The 15166-nt window shown below is 52.4% G+C and carries 15 protein-coding genes; 9 read left to right on the top strand and 6 right to left on the bottom strand.

Translation table 11 applies throughout. The features are described from left to right. Position 1: 1 nt before the first annotated feature. From KDC22_RS28025 to KDC22_RS28000, 6 genes are all read left to right on the top strand, one after another. Positions 2-1393 carry a HAMP domain-containing sensor histidine kinase gene (locus KDC22_RS28025; RefSeq protein ID WP_211721098.1) on the top strand — a complete coding sequence of 464 codons (1392 nt, stop codon included), beginning with the start codon at positions 2-4 and terminating at the stop codon, positions 1391-1393. 60 nt (positions 1394-1453) lie between these two features. Beyond that, complete coding sequence (locus KDC22_RS28020) at positions 1454-2545, top strand: hypothetical protein (protein WP_211721097.1); 1092 nt, start codon at positions 1454-1456, stop codon at positions 2543-2545. Positions 2546-2705: 160 nt separating this feature from the next. Further along, entirely contained in the window at positions 2706-3503 is a 798-nt protein-coding gene (locus tag KDC22_RS28015; protein ID WP_211721096.1) for a dihydrodipicolinate synthase family protein, read from the top strand. A gap of 97 nt (positions 3504-3600) precedes the next feature. After that, on the top strand, positions 3601-4185 hold the full coding sequence (locus tag KDC22_RS28010) for a DUF421 domain-containing protein (RefSeq protein WP_211721095.1): 585 nt from the start codon (positions 3601-3603) through the stop codon (positions 4183-4185). 15 nt (positions 4186-4200) lie between these two features. Continuing rightward, positions 4201-4902: a metallophosphoesterase gene (locus KDC22_RS28005; protein ID WP_211721094.1), complete on the top strand. Its 702-nt coding sequence runs from the start codon at positions 4201-4203 to the stop codon at positions 4900-4902. A gap of 24 nt (positions 4903-4926) precedes the next feature. Further along, positions 4927-5382 (top strand): OsmC family protein, encoded by a 456-nt coding sequence (locus tag KDC22_RS28000; protein ID WP_211721093.1) that lies wholly within the window; start codon positions 4927-4929, stop codon positions 5380-5382. Here KDC22_RS28000 and KDC22_RS27995 read toward each other — a convergent pair. The 4 genes from KDC22_RS27995 to KDC22_RS27980 form a co-directional block, all read right to left on the bottom strand. Further along, positions 5379-6803, bottom strand: coding sequence for an ATP-binding protein (locus tag KDC22_RS27995; protein WP_343221819.1), 1425 nt, complete (start codon positions 6801-6803; stop codon positions 5379-5381). The genes KDC22_RS28000 and KDC22_RS27995 overlap by 4 nt on opposite strands. 2 nt (positions 6804-6805) lie before the next feature. Then, entirely contained in the window at positions 6806-7492 is a 687-nt protein-coding gene (locus tag KDC22_RS27990) for a response regulator transcription factor (RefSeq protein WP_211721091.1), read from the bottom strand. A 15-nt stretch (positions 7493-7507) separates the two neighbouring features. Continuing rightward, the gene (locus tag KDC22_RS27985) at positions 7508-8983 is read right to left on the bottom strand and encodes an FG-GAP repeat domain-containing protein (protein WP_211721090.1); all 1476 of its coding nucleotides are present in this window, start codon (positions 8981-8983) and stop codon (positions 7508-7510) included. A 399-nt stretch (positions 8984-9382) separates the two neighbouring features. Then, positions 9383-10804 (bottom strand): glycoside hydrolase family 1 protein, encoded by a 1422-nt coding sequence (locus KDC22_RS27980; RefSeq protein ID WP_211721089.1) that lies wholly within the window; start codon positions 10802-10804, stop codon positions 9383-9385. Between the two features lie 137 nt (positions 10805-10941). Between KDC22_RS27980 and KDC22_RS27975 the strand changes: the two genes are divergently transcribed. Next, complete coding sequence (locus KDC22_RS27975) at positions 10942-11913, top strand: LacI family DNA-binding transcriptional regulator (RefSeq protein ID WP_211721088.1); 972 nt, start codon at positions 10942-10944, stop codon at positions 11911-11913. Between the two features lie 222 nt (positions 11914-12135). Then, complete coding sequence (locus KDC22_RS27970) at positions 12136-12339, top strand: hypothetical protein (protein WP_211721087.1); 204 nt, start codon at positions 12136-12138, stop codon at positions 12337-12339. 425 nt (positions 12340-12764) lie between these two features. On the opposite strand, the gene KDC22_RS27965 is transcribed toward KDC22_RS27970, so the two are convergent. Beyond that, positions 12765-13463 (bottom strand): DUF6710 family protein, encoded by a 699-nt coding sequence (locus KDC22_RS27965; protein WP_211721086.1) that lies wholly within the window; start codon positions 13461-13463, stop codon positions 12765-12767. Positions 13464-13740: 277 nt separating this feature from the next. Continuing rightward, positions 13741-14214, bottom strand: coding sequence for a DUF2798 domain-containing protein (locus KDC22_RS27960; protein ID WP_211721085.1), 474 nt, complete (start codon positions 14212-14214; stop codon positions 13741-13743). Positions 14215-14638: 424 nt separating this feature from the next. Between KDC22_RS27960 and KDC22_RS27955 the strand changes: the two genes are divergently transcribed. After that, complete coding sequence (locus KDC22_RS27955) at positions 14639-15055, top strand: MarR family winged helix-turn-helix transcriptional regulator (protein WP_211721084.1); 417 nt, start codon at positions 14639-14641, stop codon at positions 15053-15055. Positions 15056-15166: the final 111 nt, after the last annotated feature.

Raw genomic sequence — 15166 nt, 5'->3', positions numbered from 1 at the left:
TATGAAGTTCTGGCATAAGATTCTTCTTGCTGTACTGGTGCTGTTTATAGCAGCTCTTGATGTAAGTGTAGTGATGGTGATGAAAAAGAGCTGGCAGCTGAACATGGACAGTGAGAGCGAACGCGCGGCCAGCGAGCAGCTGCTGATCACAAACAATATATATGAGAATCTGGATTCGATTCAGGTCAGAGGCGTGTCCCTGAACCCGGCACTGTTGGTCAGCGTAGCTAAATCTTATGGTCAGTACTACCGCAAACAGGGCATAGAACTGGAGCTACGGGAGAATGGACTGCTGCTCTATCCCGTTCAGGACGGGGGGAGCTCCGGTCAGGAAGAGGTGCGTGCAGCGCAGGAAGAACATATCTTGACGTTAGCGATGCCGTTCCCTGCTCCTTATGAGCATCTGGAGCTGGCGTACAAGCGTGATATCAGCGGGCTGTATGCCCAGCAGGAGGAGCTTAACCATTTTTTCGTGATGATTAACTGGATTGTCGGTCCCCTCCTGCTGGTGCTGCTCTATCTTCTGATCCGGCAGCTGACCAAGCCGCTGAAGCTGTTGTCCGAGACGACCAAAACGATTGCCGAAGGTGATTATTCGAACCGTGTGGAGCTGAACAGCAGGGATGAATTCGGGGAGCTGGCCTTCAACTTTAACAAGATGGCGGCTGTGATAGAGCAGCGGATGAGCGATCTTGCAGGCATGGCAGAGGATAGACAGCGGATGGTCGATAATCTGGCCCATGAGCTGCGGACACCGCTGACCAGTATGCAGGGATTCGCGGAGCTGCTGACCTCGGCCAATATCGGCCAGGAGGATCAGATCAAGGCCGGCCAATATATCTTAAGCGAGACTATGCGGCTGAAGAATCTGGCTTTCAAGCTGCTTGATTTGTCCGTTCTGCGGCATCAGCCGCTATTGCTGGCAGAGGTGGACGTTGCTACTCTGTTTGAAACAGCGGCGCAGACCGAACAGCAGAGGGTAACCGATAACGGATTATTGCTGCACTTGGACAGCTCCATTCCCGCTGTATGGGGAGATGCAGATCTTCTGGCCTCTTTTCTGGTAAATCTGATCGAGAATGCCATTCCTGCGTCTCAGCCAGGCAGCACAATCCGCTTGCTGGCCTATCCGCAGGACGGGGAAGGGGTGCTTGAAGTTCAGGACAGCGGAAGCGGGATGACGGAAGAACAGAGAAGGCGTGCATTTGAGCCGTTCTACCGCGCAGATCCGTCACGCTCGCGGGCTTATGGCAATGCGGGTCTCGGTCTCTCTCTATGCCGTCAGATTGCCGAAGCGCATCAGGCCAGGGTTGAGCTGCAATCGGTCTCCGGGCAGGGGACGAGCATCCGTATCTTTTTACAACTTCCTAACAACTGCCCTCCTACTCTATAATATCCCGGGATTAAGCTATGGATAGAGTTAATATCCTAAATCCCGATGGAGGTAATACAATTGAACAAGAAGAAGTGGTCTGTTACTATGGCTGTCGTCTTATGCTCTGGCGGTATGTTCGCATTCAGCGCATTCCTCGTCCCCAGCCTGGCGAACTCCGCAGTTGTCGCGAAGAACAATACGGCAACTCAGGTCCATGCTAAGGTAAGTCCGGCAGGAAGCACCGTTCCTGTCCTGAAGGTGGAGGCACCGGCGCCGGTATCTACCGTGAATGATGATCTGCTGCTGAAGCAGATGACAGAGGCAGAAATCCAGCAAATCTACGACTATATGGAGCTGCCAGGCGATCCCCGCACTTCAGGCCGGGAAATGACCGATGCGGAGATCAACCGTAGACGGGTGCTGGAGGATCAGTATGTGTATGATGGTGTGCGGCCACAGAAGCCATTGCCGCTACAGGCGGGGCAGGGAGAAGTGTATTTCGATATAAAGACCAATACGTATTATCAACCTGAGCGTACCTGGACGGATGAAGAGCTGTTGCAAATGATTGACTGGTACTACCGGGTTAATCTTCTGTCATCCAAACGTAATATAACTGCTCCGGCCGTTGCCGTACCGGAGAAATTCAGCAAGGATGAAGTAGTGGCACAGGCGGCTGAAAGTGTACGTAAGCTGTTCGATGCTGATGTCTCCAAGCTGAAAACAAATGTTATGCTGGTTGAACCGGGTTATGGCATACCCTCATTTTGGTCGGTTCACTCTGCACCATATAAGTCGCTTACCCTGCTTGGACAAGGTCAGGAATACTGGCAGTATAGTGTACAGATCGACCCTGACACCGGGGTGGTGGTAGATACGACAGCTTTTAACTCTATTATAAAAAGAACCCCTATCGACGCGGCAGCAGCGACTGCCATGAAGAAGGATGACAGCTGGATAAAGGAAGCTACCCGGATTGTGAAGGACAAGCAGGGAGAGAAACGAAAGATAGTCAAAGCTTATCTGACGGACACCGAGGTGAACAACAAACGCGGGATGGTAGCGGTGGATGTATTACTGGAAGATGGAAGCAAATATAATGCGGAATTCCGCTATCCGGGTAAGCAGCTGCGCTGTCTGATCTATGAGCCTGCCGGTAAGGCTAAATAAGCCGGAAGCTGTATTGTTATATGACTGAATCCGTCCTGATGATCAAGTATTTCTTGATTCATCAGGATTTTTTGTTACATTGGAGATAGAAAAAATATGCGGCGGGTATTTGTTGAAGAAGGGGTGGAGCGATGCCGATGCCGATAGAAAGGGATGTAATATGAAAAGACTAAATGTAGCGATCCCTACTCCTTTTCATGGGGATGAGAGTCTTCATGTGGAGGGATTCGAAGGCATCGTTGCTTACCAGAAGCAAAACGGTATAGAATCGCTGCTTCTCTCAGGAAGCACGGGCGAGCAGCATTCGATGAGTATTGGGGAGAGACTAGAGATTATCCGGTATTTCGATCAGCAGCGTTTCCAGGGGATAGAGCTTATATTCGGGGTCTCTGCCATAAGAACCCGCGACGCTGTGACTCTGGTCCAGGCGCTGGAGACATCGGTGATAGATGTGATTCTGATTGGATTCCCGCCGTACATCCGGCCCACGCAGCAGCAGGCGATTACTTATGTGGAAGAGCTGCTAAGCCATACAACCAAGCCGGTCGCCCTCTATAATAATCCTGGACGGACCGGATTCGACCTGACCCCGGAGTCTCTATATACGTTAATCAGCCGCTATCCGAATATTGTTGGCTATAAAGAAACAGGCGATTTACAGCGGCATCTGCCGGTCACTTATCCGGATGAGTTCATCATGTTTGCTGCCGGGGATGTGAATGTTGTGGAGCATTTCAACACGGGCAGATGCAACGGCCTCTCAAGTGTTGCCGGAAATATATATCCGCAGGAAATCAGGAAGGCAGTCAGCCGGTTGCTTCAGAAGGAACAGGTGGATGCCGGTCCAATTGAAGAGAAGGTCTCGCGCGTCATCAGCGGACATGCAATAATTAACATCAAACAGCATTATAACAGCTTAGGGATTCATGCCGGTATTTGCAGGGCCCCCCTTCTCTGATGCCAGCAGTCAGCCGCCAAGCACTCTGTACCATGAATATTAATCTCCTAACTGGCAAAAAATAGCTCGAAGAAAAATTCCCAAAGGAGACAGCCCTATGCATGAAATCTGGAGTGAAATATGGAAGGCGCTGGTGCTCATCCTTGTCGGAATGCTGGTGCTGCGGCTCGCCGGACGGAAATCTATCTCGCAAATGACCATTCCGACGACAATCGCTATGATCTCAATCGGTACAATTATTGTACAGCCGATAGCGGATCATAACATCTTGATTACGATTGTGGCTGCTGCGGTCTTCATTGCCGTATTGATAGGGGTGGAATGGTTGCAGGTCCGGTGGAGTACTTTTGAGAAGCTGATCAAAGGACCCTCAGTCATTGTTCTTGAAGAGGGTAAGCCTGATATCAACAATCTGAGGAAGTTGAGATTAACGGTAGATGAGCTGGAGATGAGTCTGCGGGGGCAAGGAATCTCCAGGCTGAGCGACGTCAAAACAGCTACGATTGAACCTAACGGCCAGTTGGGATACGAACTGCAGGATTCCGCGAAGCCGGCCACTCTGGCACAGGTAGAGGAGCTGCTCGCTAAATACCTGGGCGGAAGTGGAAGAGGGAACGAAGGGGTATCTCTGAGTCAGACTGATCCGCAGCCCGGTCTTTTTGAAGAGATTAAATGGCAATAGCGGGAAGGGGATTTCATGCGCAAATTCTTCATAACAGATATTCATGGTGATACAAAGGGGCTGGAGCTCCTGCTAAGTAAGGCTGAGGTTGATTGGAAACAGGATCAGCTTGTTGTTGGGGGCGATATGATTAACCGGGGAAAGGACTCGGCAGGTGTAGTCAAACATATCAAGCAACTTACGGAAAGGCACCCCGGTCAGGTTCACGCGCTTATCGGCAATCATGAGGAAATGATGGGCGATTATATCAAGCACGGCGATAAGCTCTGGCTGAGCCATGGCGGGAATGATACGCTGGGGAGCTTTGCCCGGACTTGTCCCGGTCAGGAGGAGCAGCAGGCGCTTATGGAATGGGCTTACTCCTTGCCGCTCTATTTCGAGGATGAAGAATATGTGTACACCCATGCCGGGCTGTATCCGGAAGAGCCTCTGGAGCAGCAGAGCCGGGAGATTCTATGGATGACGGAATATGAGTTCTACCGGCAGCCGCATGAACCGCTGCTTAGCTTAACAGGCGGCAGGCCGGTGATTCACGGGCATACGCCGGTTGAACGGATTTATTTTGACGGAGTACGGATGAACTGTGATATGGGCTCCAATACCTACCAGGTGCTTGAAGAGCGGTCGCTTGGTATGGTGAATTTGACGGAGATGATCTACCATGTATATAGACAGGCAGATCAACGGCTGGAGACAAGACGGATTGGACGAATCTGAACAAGAGAGGAAGGAGGGAATGAGATGAAGCATCCTTTTCACCTGAAGGCTGTATGGAATGGCGGGCGGAACGATGAAGGGCATATTGATGCTGGCGGGCTGCAAACGGTCATATCGATTCCGCAGGAGATGGGAGGGCCGGGAACCGGCACGAACCCTGATGAGATGCTGCTCGGCGCGGCAGCGACCTGTTATTTGATCACCCTGGCAGCGATGCTGGAACGTTCGGATATTGTACCGCAGGAGCTGACACTAGCCTCTGAAGCGATAGTAGATGTGACGAATAATGTATTCACTTATGAAAAAATCGTGCATACCCCGCGTATTGTGCTTCAGGCGGGTGCCTCAGCGGTGGAGCTCAAGATGGCAGAGCGGCTGGCGTATAAGGCGGAAGAGTCCTGTATGATCTCCAGAGCCGTGGCAGGGAACGTCTCCATTGAGACGTTCCCTGCCATTGAAGTAGCGGAGGCACAACATTAGAGTGGCATTTGCGGAGCCTCATGCTGCTCTACTTGGAAGCGGGGAAGCTCTACAATTACAGAGGTGCCCTTGGTGAATTCACTCTCAATCCGCAGACGTCCGTCATGCAGCTCGATGATTTCTTTGCAGATGGCCAGGCCCAGGCCGCTTCCCGACTGGCGGGATCGTCCTTTGAAGAATTTGGTGCCAAGCTGTGCCAGGTCTGCGGCCTCAATGCCTTCGCCGTTGTCGGTGACGGTGACGCTTATCAGCTCTCCGTCCACCACTGCCTTAAGGCGGATCTCCCCCTCGGCAGGAGTGAATTTGAAGGCATTATCCAACAAGTTGACAAAAACCTGCTTCAAACGGTTGAAATCACCGTCCACCGGCAGGGGCTGATCGGGAAGGTCGGCATAGAGGCGGATCTGCTTCGTCTGCCCCCTGTATCTGAACTGCAGCAGCAAATCCTCCAGTAGACCCCTGAGATCATACGGCTGGCGCACAATCCGAATCTCTCCGGCCTGGAATTTGGAGAAGTCCAGCAGATCCTCCACCAGGCCAATCAGCCTGTCCGTCTCCCCGGTCATGACCTCAAGACCCTGCAAGGTCTCTTGCTTATCCGACAAATCCCCGACCAGCAGTGTTTCCCCCCAGCCTTTGATCGAAGTCAGCGGGGTCCGCAGCTCATGGGTAACGGAAGAGATGAAATCATATTTGAGCTTCTCACTCTTGAGAATCTCCTGTGACATATAATTCAGCGTCACCGCGAGTGTGCCGACCTCATCGTCATACCGTTTGGTGGCACGTACGGCAAAATTACCGGTGGCCATCTCCTTGGCGACCCCGGTCAGTTGTTGAATCGGACCTACAATCCGTTTGGCGATAATGAGACTGAGAATGAAGCCGAAGGCAATGACGAGCAGCCCGATGAGAGCGGCATTCAGTGCGATTGTCAGAATAACATGATATAGCGGCTCTGCCGAAACAGAGTAGCGCAGCACGCCAATCGTGTTCCCGGAGTCCCTCAGTGCGATAGATACGGCAATGATCCGTTCTCCTTGTACCGGCTTAATGCTCTGGAAGCTTCCTTTGCCGTTGATCAGGGCTGCTCTGACATCCGGTGTACTCACTCTCTCTGTGCTTGAGAAGCCGAACGAATTAATGATCACACTCCCCGCCGGATTCAGCACCTCCACCTTACTGCTCTCCTCAGGAGACAGATTCTCCAGGATATATCTCGCCCGTTCACTTAAGCTATAGCCCTCCAGATACTTGTTGAAAAAGGTCGCGGAAGTGGCGGCCCGGGAATTCAACGTTTCCATCGCGCTGCCCAGATAGTAGGAGTGGACGGCAGCAATGAAAACCCCCTCCAGCAGCAGGACGATCAGGAGCAGCATAAGGGTAATATAGACGATAAGCCTGGACCTGATTCCCTTCAGCAAATTTAGCCCCTCCATATGTATCCGAATCCCCACAACGTTTCGAGGAACTGCGGCCCGGAGGGCTCCTGCCCGATTTTTTGGCGGATTCGGCTGATATTCACATCTACAATCTTAAGGTCGCCCATGAAGTACTGCCCCCACACAGCCGTCAGAATCTCGTCCCGGTTCATCGCTTTGTTCGGCTGCTCCATCAGCAGCTTGACGATCATGAATTCCGTAGGGGTCAGCGGGATATCCTGCCCGTCCTTCAGTAATTTACGTTCATCCAGCATAAGGGTAAAAGGCGGAAGCTCGATACGGTTCTCGTGCGGAAGCGTCTCTCCCGGATACATCCGGCGGTACAGCGAGCGCACCCGTGCGATCAGCTCAACCGGACTGAAGGGCTTGACCACGTAATCGTCTGCACCGGATTCCAGGCCCATGACCTTGTCGATTTCCTGACTTTTGGCGGTGAGCATAATGATTCCAAGCCGGGGGAACTGTCCGCGAAGACGGGTGCACACCTCGAAGCCGCTGAGTCCGGGGAGCATCAGGTCCAGAATGGCGATGTCAAAATCCATCCGCTCCTTGGCAGTTCTCAGCGCCTCCTCGCCAGTAGAAGCCTCAGCTACTTCGAAGCCTGCGCGCTTAAGATTCACAGACAGCATATCACGGATAGGCTTCTCATCTTCCAGTATCAGTACTTTCATGAACAGCCTCCTTCATTATAGCCGGGGTTGCTGCGGTGTTCCCGCCAGCTGCACGACCTCATCCAGTGTCAGCTTAAGCTGATTATACTCCTGTAGCTCAGGCCCCTGTAGCTTGCCTGCTGCATCCGCAGCAGGCAATACAGCAACGAACACTGTCGGCTCCCTATCATCATTGGTATTGGCCAGTTCATACAGCATCTTATATTCTCTATTCTCAGTCTTCAGCTTGGCCTCTGCCGCAATCCAGGCCTTCTTCGTCAGCAGACGAAGCTCCAGCAGCGGAGTCTTCGCAGCAGATCCGGTATTCTTGTAGCTGAAGAGGACATTCTCCCAGGGAGCCGGAGACTCTCCAGGAACCTCCAGCAGCGTCCGGGCAGCCCAGGACCGGGGAATCCGGAAGTTGAAGCCCCAGCGGTCAAACTGCTCCTGTACGAATTTCAGGCCGGATTGTCCATCCCATTGATAATATTTGCTGATGAATGGAGTAGCCAGCGGAGGGAAACCTTCCGTACCTGGGGGCGGGACAAGGAAGGCGATCTCCATAATTCCATCGCCGTTAATATCCGAGCTGGTCTGCATGTAGTCCTTAATCGCAATGCTGTTGCTGCCTAGCAGCGCATCAGGCGGGGACGCCGGCGGGGCCAGTACCAGATCCTTACTGGAGGCGAGCGCAGCACGCTGATAATCTTCTGTTGCCAGTATATCAGTAAACTTGCCATTTTCCCAAGTCAACAGCGAAGTATAGGAAGAGTGCGCGCCAACTGCGGCGTCGATGATTAATGCGCTGCGGGTAGGGGACGCCTTGGCGAACACAGCCCCTAACACATTCCCGTCAAGCTTTTGATCGGATACAATCTTCAGTGTTCCGCCTTGAAGCTGCAGCAGCTTAAGATGAGTCTCAGGCTGAGTATCGGTAGTGTAGATTCCCTGAAGCACGGCAATCTCGGTCTGTCCCGCTCCGGACAGATCAGCCAGGACGAACTGGTCGTAAGGCTGCTTGAGCAGTTCTGCCAGCGTGCCGCCGCTCAGGCTGTGGACAGACAGTTCTTTGCTTAGTCCTTCGCCTCCGCTGTAACCGAGCAGCAGATCCGCTGCCCCATCAGCGGTAACATCCGTGAAGGATACGTAATCCAGCTCGCTTCCGACCCCGGTGAGGGTGGCGAGCTTCTGCCATTTGCCGTCTTGCTGCGAGAGGAGCAGAGTGTTGATCTCGTAATCGGTTTTGTCTGTTTTGTAGAAGGCCAGCAGTTCATCCTGCCCGTCGTTGTTCAGGTCCTGCAATTGAATGGCGCTGCCGGATTCGGAGTGCACAGGTACAGTTAAGCGCGCACTAGCGGGCAGAAAGGATTTTACAATACCGGTAAGGTTGCCGTCGGCATTACCCTGTGACGGGGCTTGCAGCAGATCGCTGGGCGTCTTCATGGTACCGCAGCCGGAGGTGACCAGGCTTAAGAATAGAAGGCCGCTCAGGCCGAATGTATATTTGTTCATCAGAGTTACGCTCCTTATGATTCATCTGTGGCTAGTATATCCCAACCTTTCTGGCAATTAGTTGCAAAATGGTAAAGGAGCTATCTGAATGTCTATCGGCGCTGAGGTTATGGGGCTAACAAGAAGCTAAGACGTCACTGCGGTGAACATTTGGACTTCCGGCCGCTACCGCTCCTACAGTTCCAAATTTCCCCTTCGGTCCTTCTGCTACTTGTTATGACTATCCTCTAACATATATATTTTTAGTTATCTCCTGGAGGGGTGGAGACAGGAAGGGACCGTTGGAAACGCTGTGCCTGTTATCTCCATAATATTTTTAATCATAAAAAGGCTGCCCCCATCCGCCTGCTCATGGCTTTTTGGGGACAACCCTGTACTGTTTAAATGTAGAACGTCTATTTAGTTACCTTTGTGCTGCAGGCTCTGTCCGTTGGTGGCAATAACATCCTTGTACCAGTGGAAGGATTTCTTGCGGTAGCGCTCGAGTGTTCCTGTATTGTCGTCGTGGCGGTCTACATAGATGAAGCCATAGCGTTTACTTAGCTCTGCGGTTGATGCACTGACCAGGTCAATACAACCCCAAGAGGTGTAGCCCATGACTTCAACGCCGTCCTCGATGGCTTCGCCCACCTGCACCAGATGGTCATTCAGGTACTCAATCCGGTAGTCGTCATTAACGGTCGGCACGCCGTCTTCGCCGGTGACCAGCTCGTCCTTGGCCCCGAGTCCGTTCTCGACAATGAACAACGGCTTCTGGTAACGGTCATAGAACATATTCAGCACGTAACGCAGACCCTGCGGGTCAATCTGCCAGCCCCATTCGGAAGCCTTCAGGTAGGGATTGGGTGCGCCGCCGATCAGGTTGCCTTCCTGGGTGCGTTTGCTGCTGTCTCCGGTCTCACAGATGCTCACATAGTAGCTGAATGAAATGAAATCTACGGTGTGCTTAAGTATCTCAGCATCTCCAGGCTCCATGTGAATCTCAATGCCGTGCTCTCTGAAGTAACGTTTCATATAGCCGGGATACACGCCTCTCGCATGAACATCTCCGAAGAAATAGTTCATATGCTCCGATTTCATCGCCGCAATCACATCGTCCGGGTTAGGTGTCAGCGGATAGGTTGGCATACTGAGGATCATACAGCCGATCTGGGCCTGCGGGTTGATCTCATGTCCGATTTTGACCGCAGTAGCACTTGCTACCAGCTCGTGATGAATCGCCTGATACAGATCCTGCTTGCTCAGCTTGTCCTTCGGTGTGTAAATTCCGCCGCTCATGAAGGGTTCGTGCAGAATCGAGTTGATCTCGTTGAAGGTCAGCCAATACTTCACTTTATCCTTGTAGCGGGTGAATACCGTTCTGGCATACCGTTCGTAGAAACCAACTAATTTGCGGTTGACCCAGCCGTCATACTGCTTCGACAAGTGCAGCGGAGTCTCGTAGTGGGAGAGGGTCACCAGCGGCTCAATGCCGTATTTGTGACATTCATCGAACAGGTCATCATAGAATTGCAGGCCTTGCTCATTCGGCTCCAGCTCATCACCGTTCGGGAAGATCCGTGACCAGGCGATGGAGGTACGGAAGACCTTGAAGCCCATTTCGGCAAAAAGCTTAACATCTTCTTTGTACCGGTGGTAAAAGTCGATCCCGACCAGCTTCATATTATCCTCGGTAGGCACCTCGGTGATCGGACCCTTGATTCCTTGCGGAGCTACGTCTTGGGTGGACAGGCCTTTGCCGTCCTCGTTATATGCGCCTTCCAATTGATTGGCAGCTACTGCGCCGCCCCACAGGAAGCCTTCAGGAAATGGAGTACTCATGGATTATCCCGCCTTTTTATAGTTATGGTCAGATATGGTAAGCTATTAATATGTCCCATAATTCCATGCTAAATGTTGTAACGCGTTACATGTCAAGTATTATTTAAAAGATGAGAATATATGTAAGGAGTGCCATCATGTCGAATCTGGATCAAATCGCCAAATTGTCGGGATTCTCCAAGGCTACGGTATCAAGAGTACTGAATCGTTCTCCCCATGTAAGTCAGGCGACGCGGGAGAGCATCCTGAAGATTATGGAAGAGCTGGACTACGTGCCGAACGGCAATGCCATTTCCTTATCCAGAGGACAGACGATGCAGATCGGGATGGTTACGGAGGGGATCAACGAGGTGATGCTGCCTTTTCTGAACAGCTTCGTGGAGACCGCCAGCCAGCACGGATATCAGACGATTATCTATACCTCCGGGGGCGATCCGGCCAAAGAGCTGCAAGCCTTCGAGGATATGCGGCGCAAAAGAGTTGATGCGCTGGTGATCAGCACCTGCGTCAACGATCAGGCGCTCCTTGGCTCCTACTGCAAATACGGACCGATTGTCTCCTGGCAGCGGATGCAGCTTCCGGAGATTCAGAGTGTTGCCATGAATCAATATGACGGGTACATGCTGGGACTTGAGCATGTGATCGGACGGGGGTATACGCGGATTGCCAATGCTTGGGGCAGGCCGACCAGTATGAATACCTCCGGGCGGATACAGGCGTACCAGGATGCTGCCCGCAAATATCATCTGGAGGTGAACCCGAAATGGTCGCAGACGGGCATCCATTCTATCCGCCAGGGCGAAGAGCTGGTCCGGGGGCTGCTGCTGAGTCCAGGAGAGCATCCAAACGCCATCCTCTGCGCCAATGATATGGTGGCGGCAGGTATACTGAGCGAGGCCCGCAGGCTTAAGGTCAAGGTGCCGGAGGAGCTGGCGATTGTCGGATTCGACAATACGGAGCTGGCCCATACGCTGGGGATCACCTCGATTGATAATCCGATTGCCGCGCAGGCGCAGAATGCGCTCTATTTGATTCTCGGTAAGCTGGGGGGAGCAGAGCCCGGGCAGCAGGAGCTTGAATTCCAGCTCGTACAGAGAGCAACTACTTGAATAAGCCGTGAACCGTCCGATTTGGGCGGGTTCGCGGCTTTTTTGAGTTGCTCATGCTGAAAGGAAGTTTGTGTTGTCTCCGCTGGAAGTCGGCGAGACGAGGGAAGGAGGGGCAAAAGTGCACCTGGAATCCGCCAGGAAGTCGGCGGGACGAGGGAAGGAGGAGCAGAAGTGCTCCTGAATCCGCCAGAAGTCGGCGGGACGAGGGAAGGAGGAGCAAAAGTGCACCTGAATCCGCCGGAAGTGGGCGGGATGAGGAAAGGAGGAGCAGAAGTGCACCTGAATCCGCCAGAAGTCGGCGGGATGAGGGAAGGAGGAGCAGAAGTGCACCTGAATCGCCAGGAAGTCGGCGGGACGAGGGAAGGAAGAGCAAAAGTGCACCTGAATCCGCCGGAAGTGGGCGGGACGAGCAAACGAGAGGGATAAATCCCTCTGAATCCGCCGAAAGTGGGCGGGAGGAGCAAACGAGAGGGATAAATCCCTCTGAATCCGCCGAAAGTGGGCGGGAGGAGCAAACGAGAGGGATAAATCCCTCTGAATCCGCCAGAAGTGGGCGGGAGGAGCAAACGAGAGGGATAAATCCCTCTGAATCCGCCGAAAGTGGGCGGGAGGAGCAAACGAGAGGGATAAATCCCTCTGAATCCGCCGAAAGTGGGCGGGAGGAGCAAACGAGAGGGATAAATCCCTCTGAATCCGCCGAAAGTGGGCGGGAGCAGCAAATGAAAGGGATAAATCCCTCTGAATCCGCGCGCGAAGCGGGGCGCCTCGTAAAACAGACAAAGGGCCATGCCAAGCAGCATTTACGGCACTTGGCATAGCCCTCCTTCAAGTTGACCTCCCCCGCAGGAGCGTCAGAAAATAATCTTCTGCGCCGCCATGATCCGGCCGATTTCAAAGATGGCTGCACACTCTACGAAGTGAACCTCGGAGATGATGGAATGGTCATGCGTCCGGTAGTAGTATTTGCCATCGGTGTACACATGATCATAGATGAGGCTGATGTCATACACCGAGGTAGGGTAAAGCTCTCCTTCACCCTTGGCGATACCTGAGGTTATGGAATGATGTCCCGAGCCTTCTACGAAGGAGATGCCGAGGGGGAGCCAGAGGGTGACTTCATGACCAATATCCTGCCGCCAGCTTCCGTTCAAGGTGCCTTCCCCTATGCGGATCAGACTATCGCGCAGCTTCCGGGGAATCCAGGGGGAGGGAAAGACCAGGTCACGTGCGAGGTCAATAATCCGGCTGCTGTTGTCAATCTGTCTCATCAGGAAGTGGAAGCTCTTTCCGTCCAGCGTAACCTCGGCCCATTCGTCAAAGAACAGGTTGTCCGAGAATATCCGCTCCACCTGGTCAATCTCCCCATGGAGCACGGGCATCAGCATGAGCTGGCTCTGAACCCGTCTGCCTATAAGACGTATGAAGTCCACAATGGGGTGGGTCTCAGGCTGGAAGTAGCCATAATTGATATCATAATAAAAGCCGAGATTCTCGTTGATTAAATCCTTGGCAAAAGCCAGGAGATTATCGAATTCTTGTTTCGTTTTCATGCAAAAGCTGCTCCTTCAGTCGTATGATAATGTGCTTATCATATTACGACTAGGCCAAGGTGTCTGTGATCAAAACAGCAGGGAATGATTGGCTTCTCAGCGCCAAAGCAAAAAAGATGCCCCACAGCCGTGTGTATCACGAGCGGCTGTGAGGCATCTTGGTACAAATGAAATCCTATAAGCTCTCGGTCAGCCTTGTACAGGACGAGTCGGCTCTTCCGGCGCAGGCAGCGCGCTGCGATGGCCCCGACCTTGGTGCAGACAGTCACCGCCAGTCTCAGAGGCTCGGGGCGGCAGTCTGCACCGGAAACATCCGGCTGAACAGGAAGCGGGTCAGCGGACCGACAACGATCAGCTGCAGCGGAAGGGCACAGATGAAATTAAGTCCCAGGACGGAGAAGTAATGACGGAAGAAGTTGTCTCCGAATCCGTAGTGTGCTAGTGTGCCGTATAGAGACATGAGAATGACCATCCCGCATACCATGAAGCACGAGATCGTCAGGACTTTTCGGATCTTGGGCGCGGAGGACTTCACTATTTTGAAGGCCAGCCCTTTGGCGATTCTGCCGACCACCACAATATCGCAGAACAAGGCAACGGCAAGGGCCGGGAGCAAGCCGGCAGCCACATCCGCGAACAGCCTGCTGCTCACCCCATTAACCATAATCACATTATAAAAAGACATGAAGACGACCATGCAAAAACACATCATGCTGGTGAAAATTAAAGCTTCTTTTTTGTTGCTGCCCATGTTCCGAACTCCCTTAAATGTAAGTTTTTTAAACTTCATTTATAGTAGCAGTGGAAATGGTTATTGTCAACCTAGTTGACAATATTCTTGCCCACCTCTTGTGTATATCCAAAATGCACCATACTAAGGTTAGCAGGCCTCAGCCCATCAAAAATAGGCGGCCGGAACAAGCCTTGAATTATGACGGACGGGCAGATACTGGCGGATTCGGAAGGGTTGTTGCATGAAATGCAGGAATTGTTCTGCTAAGCTGTTTGTATGAGGAGGAATGCTGCCTTCTGTACAACAAATTGCGGATAACGCCCGATATTAGGAGGTAGTTATTGTATTTTATGCAGGATTTCAGTGGGAAACTTAAGTTGAGCTTATCCCACCTTATATAGTGGTGTAGGGGTATGAACTATTTCTAGAAGGAGGCTTGCAGATGAATGAGTATATCTCCGGGTTGAACCTGGTCGATTTAATCAGCGAGAAGCATAAGGTGCTGCGGGACAAGGTGAACGAGATGAGCGGGGAGCCGCTGAATAAGACGGAGACGCATATTCTGGCGATGCTGGAGCTGCACGGCACGTTGTCCATCTCGGAGGTCAGCAGGCTGATCGGCATATCCCGCCAGGGAACACAAAAGACGATCAACAATCTGCTGGCCGAGGGTTACGTAGACACTGCGGCCAAGGAAGGGAACAGCCGGGACAAGCCTATCTTGCTAACTCTGAAGGGAGCAGAGGCCTGCCGGAGTATGCTGGAGATCAAACAGACGATTGAAGCCGAGATCACGGCCCGGATCGGCAAGGAGCAGGTAGAGATACTGCGTAAGCTGCTTACACAGGTTTGGCTCTGAGACAGTGGCGGTCAGTGTATTATCTAAGCCTGAATTTGGCTGAATATAGCAAAAAAAGCTGAAATAAGCAAACAGGACGAAGCAGAAAGCCTGCTTCGTCCTGTTTGCTGT

The organism is Paenibacillus tritici (assembly GCF_018207515.1).
GTDB lineage: Bacteria > Bacillota > Bacilli > Paenibacillales > Paenibacillaceae > Paenibacillus_AQ > Paenibacillus_AQ tritici.
The sequence above is the reverse complement of the archived record's forward strand: the minus strand, read 5'-3'. Positions and strand labels throughout refer to the sequence as shown.